A 14722-nucleotide genomic window follows, 5' to 3' on the forward strand; every position below is an offset into this window, starting at 1 on the left:
CATTTATACTAGTCTAGTGTACCATTTTTTCATGGAACTTAGATGCTTGTCTAGGTGAAAATATTGACCATTCCGGAACAGTATGCTTTACGTGCATAAAAATAACCGTGCGATCATCTCCTGGTAATGAGTAAGTTTCTTCTAATATTTTTACGAATTTCTCTGCGTTCATAGAAGGATCCTGTAATACTTTTTTATAATATGCCTCCTGCTTCTCTATAGTTGTATTTGCTGAAAACACCCCATCCGATAACATTAATAATATATCGCCGTCCTTAATATCGACCTTTCTCGCCTCTATCGAGAACGTAGGTAAGAAGCCGAATGGAACGTGTTTACTTTCTATTTTCCTCATCTCATTTCCTCGAATTAGATAAGTAGACATACTGCCTGCTTTCCAAGACCATAGTTCCCCCTTCTGAAGATCAATTAGTGCCAGATCAACGGTTGCGTAGCTATCAGAGTCATCCTGTAGGCTCATCATATAATGCAACGTATGCATGGTCGTTTCAGGATCCATTTTTTTGTTAAGGCATTCTCTCATAAATTGCATAACCCTTCTGCTTTCACGGTGTGCTTCTACATTGTTGCCCATTCCATCCGATAAAATAACTGCAAGTAATCCGGGATGTAAAGGAAATACAGCATGAGCATCCCCAGAATAGATTGTATTTCTACTTGAGGAAGTAAATATATCGTGGGAAATATTAAATCTAACGGATGATTTAAATGTCATTTGAATATGCTCATACGGCTGATGCACTTCTTTCATGGAGGTTATCTCAAAAGGCTCCTTCCATAGTTCATAGAGGATTGGTATGATCAATCGTTCGCCTATCATTTTGCCTCTCGACTCTACTGGCAAACAGCAGACTACCTCCATCTGTCCTACATCAATATTTAAAATGTCTATTTGATAAAACGGAATATTACATTGTTGAAATTTTTGCTTCACTTCCTCTTCATGTGATGTATATAACGATACATTATTTTCTAAGTTGTTCATAAGCTCACTCATATGATTTCCCATATCTCTCAGCTTTAGTGCGAACATTTTCTTACCGTGCTGCATTTCATATGCTAGCTGTCTTTTCGCCTCTCTTTCCTTTAACTCTTGCAATATTTGAAGTGGTTTAACGCATTTATATTGCATCTTCTTCTCCAGCTGAATTCTCGCTTTTCTTGGTTGGTCCTCCCATTGTTGTATAAGACTCGGTATTCCGTTAGATTTCTCCCCCCAACATTTTTCATAATGAAAGCAAGACTGACAAGCTGCTAATGGCTCCACTACTTCCTCGGTTGCCGATTTAGGTTCAAAACGATCCGATATAAAACGTGTGATAAAATCTACAAAATGCTGAAATTCCTGTAGCTGATGATTCACCTTCTCTGTCATCCACTTTTGCCTTCTCAAAAGGACATGAGTCGTATCTGGGTATAGCTGCTCCTTCACATCTTTAATCCACTTCGAGGGAATCATAAAAAAGATTAGTGAGGCCGCTACTAGAGAACCGATATAAACGGAATCTAATGGTAGTGTATGATCATATAAGATAAAGAAAAAAGTTGCACCTAGCATACTAAATGCTTGCCAAAGCCGGCCAAATCTTTTGTGCAAGCCTGCTAAAAAACCAGTCAAGGCATAAACGGCAATCATTCCACTGAAGCTTAAGGTGGAGATACTTAATATCGTACCTGCCAGGACTGCTACAACAGTAGAAAGCTGAACACCCCCTACCGCGGCAGCTACAGCAATTACTAAATGCGCAATAATTAACGGAACAGAGACGTAACCAACTATAAAAGAAGACATGCCAGTCAAAACTAATGCCCCTATCAATAAAGCTGATCCCATCCTTTCCATAGTCCATCTCTTATGAAGGAACTCAGGTAAAGGAAGAAATAACTGAAATAAAAAGATAGTCATGAACAAACTTAAGATTCCCTCATAGCCTATAGCTAACAAAATAGACATTGGAACGGCGCCGCCATACGATACAAATTGCCAAATCAATTGAATAAGGACAACATCTATCAGGACAAATAAAGGTATTGGGATTTTCTCTATAAACCTTTTTCCTTGAAGTGTAAAAAATACCGCTTGAAATACATGGATTAGTAATTGTCCTAGCCCAAGCGTCATACTACCCAAAAGTGCTCCTGCAAACGTCCAAGGTATAAAACGTTGAAACCTTAAATTAACCAACGCCCATATAGGTAAGAAAAATGGGACCGATGCCTCGAATAGAACAACCTGGGCTAAGAAAAAAGAAAGAACAAAGAATGTGACCATTAAAGAGATGGTGACCTTTCTTGCCTGAATATTTTCTACTACCCTTCTCCACGCAAAGCTTCTTTTTTGTTCTTGTTCGTAAATCGTTTTCATATTTGTATACCTCCCTATTCAACTCATGTTCGAAGTATACCTACTGCATTTCAAAAAGTATGTCTCTTCCTGACACTCCTCTCAAAAACTTTTCGACCTGATATACCATGATTTGAATATTAAAATATGAGGCCTACACTTAAGGTCCATACTTCTTTAAAAACCTAGTAATTTAGGTGCTTTTGCAGCCACGTAAATTGTCAGTTTTTTTTGTAGATATATTTTTTAAAATATCTTTTCAAAAAAGTATTGACACTTTGTCCAAACGCTTGTAATATGATATTTGTTCGTTAAAACGGCGGCCTAGCTCAGCTGGCTAGAGCGTACGGTTCATACCCGTGAGGTCGGGGGTTCGATCCCCTCGGCCGCCATTATACGGCCCCTTGGTCAAGCGGTTAAGACACCGCCCTTTCACGGCGGTAACACGGGTTCGAATCCCGTAGGGGTCATCTTAAAAAGAGGTTGCACAAATGCAGCCTCTTTTTTGCTATCCTTTAATAAAAGGGGGCAAGAAAGTGTTTAAGGAAAAAAACGATCCAATTGCAGTGGCTAATCACTTTATTCAGCAATATTATCCTCACTGTCAGGGTGCCATTTTGGCTGGGAGTATTGTTCGTGGAGAAGGTACTTCCACATCTGACTTGGATATTGTAATTTTTGATAATAGTATTCTTTCAGCTTTTAGAGAGTCCTTTTATGTAGAAGGGTGGCCTGTAGAAGTATTTATCCATAATTTAAGTTCCTACAAACATTACTTTGAGTTGGATTGCGAGAGGGCTAAGCCATCGCTTCCGAAGATGATAGTCGAGGGAATGGTTTTAAAGGATGATGGGTTATTATCGTCTATTCAAGGAGAAGCCCGCTTGTTATTGTCGAATGGACCGAAGGAATGGTCAAAAGCTACCATTACATTGAAGCGCTATTTTCTTACAGATGTTTTAGACGATTTTATCGGAAGTACAACCCCCGAAGAGGATATCTTTATTGTCCATACCCTCCTAGAGCTAGCTAGCGAGTTTGTGTTAAGAGTGAATCGTCAGTGGGTTGGTACTTCTAAGTGGGGATATCGCGCATTGAAGCAATTTGACGAATCGTTTGCTCATAAATTTATTGAAGTCTTCGACGCCTATTACAAGCATCGGGATAAAGTAAAAATTATCGAGCTTGTCGACGAAATACTAGAACCATTTGGTGGTCGCTTGTTTGAAGGTTTTTCATTAGGTAAATCTACCAGTAACGATCACTAACCGTTTTCCGACATAGAAAAGTACTTATTTTGTTTTGAGCCAACCAAATATAGGCCCACTATAAAGTGGGCTCAAACTGTATACATTTTCAAAGAGGTCGGAGTTTCTCTATGAGAAATTTTCTTCACAATCTGTATTCTGCACTTCTTAAAGCCCTAAAGCTCTATCTATTAATTAATGTCTCCGACATAGACCTGTGCTTTTCCTTCCTTAAAATAAGTAACTATATGTTGTCTCAAGCCTTTAGGAGAAAAATTATATTCCATTAGCTGGAAATAGGTATCCACTCTAAACCGATTTGTCCTCTATCAGGTAAAGTACTTTTTACGAAGTTTAACGGCTCGACTTTACATAAAAACATAAACTCCGTCTGATGATAATCTCCGTGTCTCCCTGCTAATTCATGGTTCTTCCCAATATATTCTCGCACAAATATTATATCTCCAATGATAATCTCTGCTCCTGCCTCTTCCCTACACTCTCTTTTGAGGGCTTCATGTAAAATTTCCCCCGGCTCTTGCCCTCCGCCCGGCAAAATATAGTAGATTTCATTATTTTCATGGAGCTTGATAACTAATATTCTCTTATCATCAATTATAATAGCCTTCGCTGAGTTTCTCTTTATCATTCATTAATCCCCCTAGCATACTTCTTTCCCAAAATTTTATTAATCTCCTAAACATTAAAAACCCGCAGACCATATATTGCTTTCAAATTGGTCTACGGGTTGCAATTTTAACTATGAATTTAACTACTATAGCCTGGTGAAATCTGTTTTTGATGATGTAGGTCGTGCTCCAGGAAGTCAGTGAAATAGTTGCGTATAGTGCTGGAATGATCCCCAATATAAAAATATTTATCCCATTCTATTTCATCAATCTTCTTAAGCTCTCCCATGATGGCTTTGCGCTGTTCTTTTGCATGAGCAATGGTTTCTTTAAATGTTTGTTCATTAGCAAGGGCTGCAGCTTTTGCATTGAAGTCTTCGAAATTTGGATACGCTTGATGTTTTTCTCCTTCTTTCATTAAAGGTAGACGTTCCTGTAACGTAAACTTGTCCCATTCCGCCATATGCATAATAATTTCATTTGGCGTCCATTTTCCTTCACGGTAAGGAGTGTTCCCTTCTTCTTCACTTAAGCTCTCAAGAGAATCCAACCACTCTAAATATTGCTGATGCGCTTTTAGTATTTCATCTTTAGTCATGCTTTGCCTCCTAAACTGATAGTTCGTAATATTTAACTACCCAATCACTCTACAATTAATCATTTTTCATTTAAGTCAATTCACATTTCCCATGAGATAAACCTACTTTAAATTACATATATATTTTACCTCATTTGTTCCAATAGTGAAAATATTTACCATACAAAAAAGGCGTTAGCAATGCTAACACCTTTCCACATCTATTAAACATTTTTTCTACCGATAAAACAGACAGCATATTATCCTCGTTTTGCGCCTCTACCACCGCGTTTAGACTCTGTTGCGCGTTTTAACGTAGACAAACGATCTTCACTATCCTTTAAGAATCTTGCCATTTTTTGCTCAAAATTCTCTTTGCTCGGACGATCACGATCGTTCGGGCGGTTATTATTGCGTGGACGCTGAGGACGTTCTGGTCTCTCTGGTCTTTCTGCTTGTGGCTTTGCTTTACGAATAGATAAGCCGATTTTGCCATCCGCTTCAACATTCATCACTTTTACTTCGACCATATCGCCTACTTTTAAATGCTCATTAATATCCTTCACATAGTTATCTGCAACTTCACTAATGTGAACTAGACCTGTTGAGCCCCCAGGAAGCTCAACGAACGCTCCGAAGTTAGTGATTCCTGTTACTTTACCTTGTACCTTGCTGCCTACTTCAATTGACATAAAAAAAATGCTCCTCCTTAGAATTTAAGCGGTTCTTTATAAATGAATTTGTATATTTTTTATACAGACCCTATCTTTTATTATAGCTAACAAAAAAAGAGTGTCAACAAGACCACTCTCTTCAAGTTAGATTTTTTATGTTATTTGTCACTTTCTTCTGGTAAGGAGAAGATAATTTCTCCTTCTTCTGAAAGGAAAAATTCTTTTCTTAATAGCTTCCCAATGTATTCATCATCGTTTAACTTAGATATTTGAATTTTAAGCATTTCTTGGTCTTCTTGCGCTTTTGCCAGTTCTTCTTCTACCTGCACCTGCTGTTCTTTTTTCTCAGCCAAGGTTTGATGACTGTTAACCAAGATGGTAACTAAAAATCCTATTACTGCTATAGAAACAATGAAGAAACTTACTAAGCGTCTCAACAACCGAACTTTTTTAGATTTAATACGAGAATCGCGACGTTGAACAGAGCGTAAATAGTCTGTATTTATAGATGCCACTTGTTTTTCGTATGGTTCTTCTTTTATTTGCCTCTGTCTCACATCGTTCTCTCCTATCTTTTCTTAGATTTCTTGTATCTTTTATTATAACTCATTTTTGGCAATTTCTGTAGGGCCAATTGCTTTATTTTTTTATATAGAATAAGAAACGGCATTAGGATAAAACGAATAATGAATAGTATTAAATGCATAATTTTTCTAAGAATCGTCAAAATGATACGAATTATAAACCAAATCGGCATTACTACTAAACGCAAAAAGATTCTTCCAGCTAGTCGAAAGACGGGCTGAAAAAATAACTGATACAGGAGAATTCCAAATACTTGAGCAAGTGGATCATAAATTCTCCATATCCCGTCGCGTACATTGAAAAGAATATAAAAGGTTGCTAGTCCCATAAGAATCCAGACTATTATTTCTAAAATTACTCGGTATTTAAAAACAAAGGAACGCCTCGGAGTATGCTCCGTTATAAATCGCGTTCCTTCGATTATTGCACCTACTAAGATACCACTAGCAATCATTAATAATAAACTATAAAACTGTAGAGAAAGTGTCATCCGAATAATTTATGAAGTAATCCTCTAGCGCCGTCTGAACTTTGTTCCTCATCATACTCCATTGATCGTACAATGCCCTCCAAAGTTAGAAGCCCTTTATCAACATCTAGATGGACAATCTTCAAGTCCTCTCCTTTAATATGAAGGGTTCCTTGAGATGTACGTACATAAAACTCTTGCTGATCAAATCGTTCGATTGTTTTTACAGATGTTAAGTCCATTCTTTTACGATTTCTTAGTGAAATTAAATGATCCCCCGACGGAATTGTGATAGTTTGATTCTCTGCTTGATATTGCATATACTCTCTCCTCTCCTTGTCCTAATCTATTGTATGCAGCATTGAAAAGATGCATGACTTGTTATCACGCTTTTTTTTAAAAGAATTTATTCGTGATAGATTTAGTTGGATAAGGAGATTACATTTTAGCAGAGGTATTGCTACGAAACTTGTTACACTTGATCTAAACTAGTTGACCAGTTAATTATTATCTTCTTTAAGAATCTACCATTAATCTTCGTCATCAATAAATTGAGAGTCGACCTTTTCTAATCTCTCCTCTTTAATAATCGTAAACATGGAGGCAGCATCCTCTTTTTTGGCAGAATCTTTAATCCCGTCCACTGAAGCAGTGACAACCTTCTGTCCAAAACGAATAGATAATTCGTCTCCAACCTTTACATCTGAACTGGCCTTTGCCACCTTCCCATTGATGGTGACACGCCCTTGATCTGCTACTTCTTTGGCTAACGTTCTTCGTTTAATCAGTCTTGAAACCTTTAAAAACTTATCTAATCTCATGTACTCACTACCTCTCTAATTTTTTTGCGTCGTTCCAAAATTGGTCAAGCTCCTCTAAATTATATTCTTCAAAGCTTCTTCTACCTTGGTTGACACATTTTTCTATATATTCAAATCTTCTTTTAAATTTTTGATTGGCCTGCATCATAGCAAGCTCTGGAGATAGCCCATGGAAACGTGCTAAATTCACTACAGTAAATAATAAATCTCCTAACTCATCTGTTTGAGCTTCTTTATCGTTTGACTGGAGCTCAACCTTCCACTCCTGTAATTCTTCCTCAAATTTCTCCCAAGCTTCAGAAACCTCCGGCCAATCAAAACCTACTTTGGCTGCTTTTTTTTGATAGTTAAAAGATGTTAGCAAGGAAGAATCTGTTCGCAGTCCATCCTCAAGTAGAGATTTAGTTGACTCCTTACCCTCTTGCGCTTTAATCGTCTGCCAGTTACGTAAAACGTCATCTGTATTGTTTGCTACTGCATCCCCGAAAACATGTGGATGTCTTCGAATCATTTTTTCAGTTACAGAAGCTAAAACATCCTCTAAACTAAAGTATCCATTATCTTCCCCAATTTGGGCATGTAAAAACACCTGTAACAAGACATCTCCTAGCTCTTCAACAATATGATCGTCGTCTTCCTCATCTATCGCCTGAAGTAGTTCATATACTTCTTCTACTGCATATTTTTTCAAGGTTGTATGAGTTTGTTCTTTATCCCAAGGACAGCCATCAGGACCTCTTAATTGGGCTACCACTTCTCTGAGGGTCTGCCATTCCTTTATACGATTTTCTTTTTCATGAATTGGTGGAACGTATAGAGTAGTGAGATTATTTAATTCCATTTCTCGGTCTAGCTCAAATAAAGGCACCTTCTTTAAAATCTCCTCCGAGGAGCCAGCTGCCGTAACAATGGTCACCTCATAATCGTCAGGATACTTCTCCATTAAAGTTAGCTTCACCTCGGAAGCACTAAACGCATCATATACTTGTCCTATTAACACATGGGCATTCATCTGAACTTCATCTCGTTTAAAGCTCGTTCCATCTAATAATTGAAATCCTTCAATAGGATCAATACGAAGAGCACCAAAGATAGGATCTAAAAAGCTCTGTCCACCTTCTATTTTAATCTTTATCTTACCTTGCTCTTCCGCTTCTATTAAAAGCTGTACGGTTTGTTCTGCCACTAGTGGATGTCCCGGAACAGCATAGACTAGTGGGAAATTTTCTGCCTGCTGTAAAAGACTTTCTACAATCTCTTTGTACACATTCTCAAATTGATCATTTTTTTCATAAATTTCATCAAAGCTAGTCCACGACACTCCCTCTTTTTGTAGCTCTTGAAGCACTGGATGCTGTTCCGTCCGAACATATAAGTGTGCTGTATTTTTTAACTTTTTGTAAATTCCTAGAGGAAGCTGGTCTATATCGCCGGCTCCAAGTCCAATTATCGTGATTTCGTTCATCTTCTCACAACCTTACTTTTCTTTATTCAACCAAAGCTGAAGTTTGGCCATTCTTCTTCCAAAGGGAAGTAAAAACCATTCTTTCTCCCCGATAACTCTCTTCTTCGTCAATATAAATATAAAGACACCGGCTCCCAATGATACGGCACTAATTGAAATTACTATTGCCTGCATTCTGCTTGAGAGAGTCGCTAAGAAGATATTCTCTGCCAGCTTAGTGTATGCAATCACGGCAAGAAGCATCATAAATGCCGCTAGAGAAACTCCTTTATAAAATTTTAACGTAGCAAAACGGATTCTCCAGAGATTCTTAAAGTAGAAAAGCATTAAGAAACATATAAGAGCTAAACTAATATTACCCGCTAAAGCAGCACCTAATACACCATAGCTAGGTACTAGTATGTTGTTTAATATCCATTTACCGCACACACCAAGCAATAAGATAATAGTTGGAATTCTAGTTTTACCGCCACCCTGAAGCATAGCCATTAGCGTTAAGATTAAAGACATCCAAATAATCTGAAATGAAAATACCATTAGAGTAATAGATTCTGCACGCGTTTTAAACAGCATCTCATTCAAATAAGGCAGTACTGCGATAAGTCCTAACGCTGCAGCGACTCCAAATGTAAATGCTACTCTAAATGTCAGCTGCATAAAAGGTAGGGCTGTTCTTCCTTTTTCTTTATTTAAACGATGAGCAACAAGAGGTACAATGGCAAGTGAAAGAGTGGAAGCAATGACAATCCCTAGCTGTACTAATGGTTGGCCCCTATCATACACACCCTTTTTTTCCATCGCTTCCTGTCTTGCCATTCCATTATCTACTAGTATTTGAAATACCGTAAAGGAATCCACCAATTGAAGGAGTAGGAACAGCAATGCACTAATACTTGCACTTACACTTAGCATCGTCAATTCCTTTACAATTGGCCAAATAGGCACCAATAATTTGTTTTCTTTAGTATGTGTTTTTCTTGTTATTTTCCAATAGATTATCCCTAAAAAGAATACCCCACCTAATTCTCCTGCAACTGCACCATACATAGCCATACTTCCTGCTTTGTATAGATCCATGCTGTTTAAGAGGACCACCCAAGTTCCAAATAAGATAACAGAAACTCGAATTGCCTGCTCGACTACTTGAGCATACGCAACGTATCCCATTCGCCCGTCAGCTTGAAATTCTCCTTTTAAGACAGCAAGCATTGGCATAAGCAGAATAACATATGAACCTACTTTTAAAAGCTGAGCTAGTTGGATATCTCCCATAAAATTAGCCAATAAATTGGCACCAAAAAATAATAAGCAAAAGAATACCACCGAAATAATTGCTATATAGTAAAAAGCAATCCTTCTTATTTGGGGAATTGCAAAGGATTTACCAGAAGCTCGATAGTCTGACATAATTTTAGATAGGGCTACAGCAAAGCCAAAAGATGTCCAAGTGGTAATAATCGCAATGAAAGGGTAAACCTGTTGATATATATAAAAGCCTTCATCCCCAACTAGATTTTGAAAGGGTACCCGATAAATAGCACTTAACAGTTTCACGATAATAGCCGCGACTGTTAGCATGGCAGCACCCTTCATATAAGTTTTCATATTCCATTCGTTGCTCATCTGTAATCCTTCTTCCATCCAGCAATAGCACTATTATACATGAATATAAAGAAACCTTCCTCTTGTATAAGAGGAAGGTCGGTTTAATTTTCCATTTGTTTTGCTAAGAAATTAGCTGCAGTTTCAATAGCCTTCATTTCTGCTTCTCCAATAAAGTGCACTTTAGAGAAAAGGAATATAGCACCTATTGGATCCCCAGATGCGATAATTGGAGCGATGCAGTAAGACTTAACTGTTTCTACCACTCCTGGAACCCATTCCACAGAATTTTCATGTTTTTCAATAACCATCGTTCTATTGTTGACGACGTCTTCCACATCTGGACTCAATCTTCGTTTTAAATAATCCTTTTTAGATAACCCGGCTGCCGCGATCATTTCATCACGGTCACTTATAAGCACTGGTGTGCCCAATGTTTCATATAGTGTTTCTGCGTATTCTTTTGCAAAGTCACCAAGCTCACTAATTGGAGAATATTTTTTTAAGATGATTTCCCCTTCACGGTCAGTGAAGATTTCTAATGGATCTCCCTCTCTGATACGAAGGGTTCTACGAATTTCTTTTGGTATTACAACTCTACCTAAATCATCGATACGACGTACTATGCCAGTTGCTTTCATGTAATGTGTGCCTCTCTTTCGACAGAATGGAAATTAAAGTTCATTTCTGCCATAGTATGGCTCACATCTCCTAATAATATGCAATACGTTAATTTACTTCTAATATCTTTTTTGATTTAGGCAATAAACTCATGATATCTTCTAAAACATCAAACGCATTATACTTCCCAGTTTTACGTTCATCGATCGTTAAAACTAGATTTGTCTTGTCTACATTAAAGCCTATGGCACGACCATATTTCATCGATTCCTCCAGAAGCTTCGCTCCATCAATAGTCTTGGTACCCTCTGCACTTAAACGGATAGTAGTAACTTTATCGGATTCTTTGATAGATTCTACACCGGCCTCTTTGCCCCAAACCTTCATCCTAGCAATACGGAGCAATCTTTCAGCTTCTAAAGGAATATCTCCAAAACGATCCTGTAGTTCATCTACTAAATCGAGGTACTCTTCTTCTTTTTCCATTGCTTTAACACGCTTATACATTTGAATTTTTTGATATCCGTCAGGAATATATTCATCTGAAATGTAAGCATCTGTTCCTAATACTATTTCGATTTCCTGTAATTCTTCCTTTTTAATACCGGTTTGTTTTTCTTGGATAGCGTCTTCTAGCATTTGCGTATATAGATCAAAACCTACTGAATCGATAAACCCATGCTGTTGGGAGCCAAGTAGATTTCCAGCTCCACGAATCGATAAATCTCGCATTGCTATCTTGAACCCGGAACCTAGCTCTGTGAATTCCTTCACTGCCTGTAGTCTTTTTTCCGCTACGTCAGTCAATACTTTATCTCTTTGATACATTAAATAGGCATAGGCAACACGGTTGGAACGACCCACTCGACCACGTAATTGGTACAGCTGGGATAGCCCCATCTTATCAGCATCATGAATAATTAATGTATTAACGTTCGGTATATCAATCCCAGTTTCTATAATAGTCGTCGTAACAAGCACATCATATTCACCCTCTAAGAAACTGATAATTACGGATTCCAACTCTGTTTCAGACATCTGCCCATGTGCGTATCCAACTCTAGCAGTTGGAACAAGCATTTGAATCTCATCCACTTTGCGTGTAATGTCTTCTACTCGATTGTAGAGGAAAAATGCCTGTCCTCCCCTTGCTAGCTCTCTTTCAATTGCCTCTCTTACTAACGCACCGTTATATTCCATTACATAGGTTTGTACTGGAAAACGGTTTTTAGGAGGAGTTTCGATGACGGACAAATCACGTACGCCTATCATCGACATATGAAGTGTACGAGGAATTGGCGTAGCTGTTAGTGTAATAACATCTACGTTGGTTTTTAGCTGTTTAATCTTCTCTTTATGCTTCACCCCAAAACGCTGCTCCTCATCGACGACTAATAGTCCAAGATCTTGATACTCCACGTCTTTTGACAAGATTCTGTGCGTACCCACAGCAATGTCTATAAGGCCCTTTTTCAAACCATTAATAGTTTCCGCCTGTTGCTTTTTAGTTCTAAAGCGACTTAACAGACCTACTTGAATCGGAAAATCTTGAAAACGCTCCATCATCGTTTCGTAATGTTGCTGTGCAAGTATGGTCGTAGGACATAGGAATGCTACTTGTTTACCTTCCATGACTGCTTTAAACGCAGCACGAATAGCAACTTCTGTCTTACCATAACCCACATCCCCGCATACTAAGCGATCCATCGGCCTCGGTCTTTCCATATCTCTTTTAACTTCTTCTATTGTACGAAGCTGGTCTTCTGTTTCCTCGTATGGGAATGCTGCCTCAAAGGTATGTTGCATTTCCCCATCTGGTTCGAATGCATATCCCACCTCGGCCTCTCGTTTTGCATAGAGCTTGATAAGCTCATCTGCAATATCCTGCACTGCTGCAGATACTTTAGATTTTGTTTTCTTCCAGTCTGCTCCACCTAGTTTATGAAGCTTTGGATCCTTTTCTCCGGAAGCAACATATTTTTGTATTAAGTCAATTTGATCTACAGGGACAAATAACTTATCTTCTCCACGGTAGCGGATATGCAAATAGTCTTTATGGATTCCGTTTACAAGTAATGTTTCTATTCCTATATACTTCCCTATCCCATGATGGATATGTACAACGTTGTCTCCAGGTTTTATCTCTGAGTAGCTTTTAATACGTTCTGCGTTTGTTACTTTTTGTGTTCTCGCTTTTTTCTTATGCTTTTGTTTAAACAATTCAGAATCTGTAATGACCGCAATTCTTTGCAGAGGCAATTCGAAGCCAGCCTCTAAATCACCCTCAACGATAAAAATACCAGGTTTGTCAAAGTCCTTTGCAGTTGGTCCAATCTTAGATACTATTTCATAGTCTTCTAGTACAGTATGAACTTTTTGTACACGGTCTTTACCGTCTGCCAAAATGACTACTCTAAATTTACCTTGGGCAAACCTCTCCGTTTCGTTCTTCAACAAATGCATTTGTCCATGGAAATTTTGCATTGGCTTACAAGATACATTCATCGCTTTCTTAATAACTACCCCAGAGAACGTGCGCGAGAATAAGGATAGATATACTTTATAGTTGGGAAGCTTTTGGATAATCTCTTTTAAGTTATACGATGGTTTTACATCGTGGACCGTTTTTCCTTCTTCGAGCAATGAAAGATACCAATCATTCTCTTCCTTTTCTAACGTTTCCGTTACTTCTTGAATACGTCCGAGCTCGTCAAATAAAATAATTCCACTCGGATCAAAATAATCTCCTAAGAAACTATCTTCTTCTATTAACGAAATATACTTCATGAATTCTTTCGGTTGTTCGCCTTGTTTTAATAACTCTATATCCTGTTGAATGTTTTGATAAAACTTCTCCTTCATGTCAGGAAGCTTTACCTTTTTCAGGCTCTCCGCTAATGCGTCCTCTAGCTTTTGAGCAAGCAATACCTTTTTCCCCTTAGTCAGTACGTATTCAGTAGCTGGTAGTATACGAATATCCTTTAACTTCTTTAAGGAACGCTGATCTTCCGCAGAGAAGGTACGGATTGAATCAATCTCAGTATCAAACAATTCAATACGAATTGGATTCTCTAAATACAAGGGATAAATATCAATTATGCCGCCACGAAGCGCAAACTCCCCAGGTGCGGTAACCATCGGCTGACGGACATAACCCATATCCACTAGATTTTGCAGGAAGGTGTCTAATATAAGGTCCTCTCCCTCTACAAGGACGATGGAGCTATTCTTCCAATCACCTACATTTCCCATACGCTTTTTCAAGCCAGACACCGGGACAATGTAGACTCCTCGTTTAACATTGAGCATATGGTCTAGTGCTTCTAACCGTTGCGCACGTAACTCGGGGCTTGCAATGGATATATCTGCAGCTATCAATTCATCTGCAGGATACAATCTCACCAATTCTTCTCCTAGGAGCTTAACTAAATCCTCAGTAAGCTTCTGCGCATGTAGCAGGTTTGGTGTGACAATAAGGATTGGTTTTTCTAATGCTTTATGCAGCATTTTAGTAAAGACAGCCCTGGCACTCCCTGAGAGGCCCGTTACTAAAGTTTGATCAGTACCACTCTCTAAATCTTTCACTAGCTTTTGCATTTGTGTATCTTCGATCAATAAATTACTTAGCAGTTCCATTTCCACCCACCCTTATCTAATAAACAAATAA

Annotated in this window: 13 protein-coding genes and 2 tRNA genes; 3 read left to right on the plus strand and 12 right to left on the minus strand. The window is 38.2% G+C overall.

What is annotated here, in order from left to right:
- Positions 1 to 13 precede the first annotated feature (13 nt).
- Positions 14 to 2386, minus strand: coding sequence for a SpoIIE family protein phosphatase (locus H9650_RS19275; RefSeq protein WP_154311956.1), 2373 nt, complete (start codon positions 2384 to 2386; stop codon positions 14 to 16).
- Between the two features lie 297 nt (positions 2387 to 2683).
- Between H9650_RS19275 and H9650_RS19280 the strand changes: the two genes are divergently transcribed.
- The 3 genes from H9650_RS19280 to H9650_RS19290 all read left to right on the plus strand — a co-directional run bounded on the left by H9650_RS19280 (position 2684) and on the right by H9650_RS19290 (position 3633).
- A tRNA-Met gene (locus H9650_RS19280) sits at positions 2684 to 2757 on the plus strand.
- Positions 2758 to 2763: 6 nt separating this feature from the next.
- Positions 2764 to 2835 (plus strand) — tRNA-Glu (locus tag H9650_RS19285).
- 66 nt (positions 2836 to 2901) lie between these two features.
- Entirely contained in the window at positions 2902 to 3633 is a 732-nt protein-coding gene (locus H9650_RS19290; RefSeq protein WP_154311957.1) for a nucleotidyltransferase domain-containing protein, read from the plus strand.
- 265 nt (positions 3634 to 3898) lie between these two features.
- Here the strand turns inward: H9650_RS19290 and H9650_RS19295 are convergent, their stop codons facing one another.
- From H9650_RS19295 to mfd, 11 genes are all read right to left on the minus strand, one after another.
- Positions 3899 to 4261: an NUDIX domain-containing protein gene (locus H9650_RS19295; protein ID WP_154311958.1), complete on the minus strand. Its 363-nt coding sequence runs from the start codon at positions 4259 to 4261 to the stop codon at positions 3899 to 3901.
- Positions 4262 to 4380: 119 nt separating this feature from the next.
- Positions 4381 to 4839 carry a DinB family protein gene (locus tag H9650_RS19300; protein WP_151111847.1) on the minus strand — a complete coding sequence of 153 codons (459 nt, stop codon included), beginning with the start codon at positions 4837 to 4839 and terminating at the stop codon, positions 4381 to 4383.
- A gap of 239 nt (positions 4840 to 5078) precedes the next feature.
- Positions 5079 to 5510, minus strand: a complete 432-nt coding sequence (locus H9650_RS19305; protein WP_144541508.1) for a S1 domain-containing RNA-binding protein — start codon at positions 5508 to 5510, stop codon at positions 5079 to 5081.
- A 140-nt stretch (positions 5511 to 5650) separates the two neighbouring features.
- A complete protein-coding gene (locus H9650_RS19310; protein WP_229653979.1) occupies positions 5651 to 6049 on the minus strand; it encodes an FtsB family cell division protein in 399 nt (132 codons plus the stop codon).
- 11 nt (positions 6050 to 6060) lie between these two features.
- Positions 6061 to 6567, minus strand: coding sequence for a spore cortex biosynthesis protein YabQ (gene yabQ, locus H9650_RS19315; RefSeq protein WP_191697927.1), 507 nt, complete (start codon positions 6565 to 6567; stop codon positions 6061 to 6063).
- Positions 6564 to 6866 carry a sporulation protein YabP gene (yabP, locus tag H9650_RS19320; protein WP_144541512.1) on the minus strand — a complete coding sequence of 101 codons (303 nt, stop codon included), beginning with the start codon at positions 6864 to 6866 and terminating at the stop codon, positions 6564 to 6566. Before yabP ends, yabQ begins: the two co-directional genes overlap by 4 nt.
- A gap of 210 nt (positions 6867 to 7076) precedes the next feature.
- Positions 7077 to 7367, minus strand: coding sequence for an RNA-binding S4 domain-containing protein (locus H9650_RS19325; protein ID WP_144541514.1), 291 nt, complete (start codon positions 7365 to 7367; stop codon positions 7077 to 7079).
- Between the two features lie 7 nt (positions 7368 to 7374).
- On the minus strand, positions 7375 to 8832 hold the full coding sequence (locus tag H9650_RS19330; RefSeq protein ID WP_191697928.1) for a bifunctional methyltransferase/pyrophosphohydrolase YabN: 1458 nt from the start codon (positions 8830 to 8832) through the stop codon (positions 7375 to 7377).
- Positions 8833 to 8844: 12 nt separating this feature from the next.
- The gene (locus tag H9650_RS19335; RefSeq protein ID WP_191697929.1) at positions 8845 to 10455 is read right to left on the minus strand and encodes a putative polysaccharide biosynthesis protein; all 1611 of its coding nucleotides are present in this window, start codon (positions 10453 to 10455) and stop codon (positions 8845 to 8847) included.
- Between the two features lie 83 nt (positions 10456 to 10538).
- Complete coding sequence (gene spoVT, locus H9650_RS19340) at positions 10539 to 11075, minus strand: stage V sporulation protein T (RefSeq protein ID WP_144541520.1); 537 nt, start codon at positions 11073 to 11075, stop codon at positions 10539 to 10541.
- Between the two features lie 88 nt (positions 11076 to 11163).
- Positions 11164 to 14691, minus strand: coding sequence for a transcription-repair coupling factor (gene mfd / locus H9650_RS19345; RefSeq protein WP_191697930.1), 3528 nt, complete (start codon positions 14689 to 14691; stop codon positions 11164 to 11166).
- Positions 14692 to 14722: the final 31 nt, after the last annotated feature.

The sequence above is a fragment of the Psychrobacillus faecigallinarum genome, from assembly GCF_014836595.1.
GTDB classification, from domain to species: domain Bacteria; phylum Bacillota; class Bacilli; order Bacillales_A; family Planococcaceae; genus Psychrobacillus; species Psychrobacillus faecigallinarum.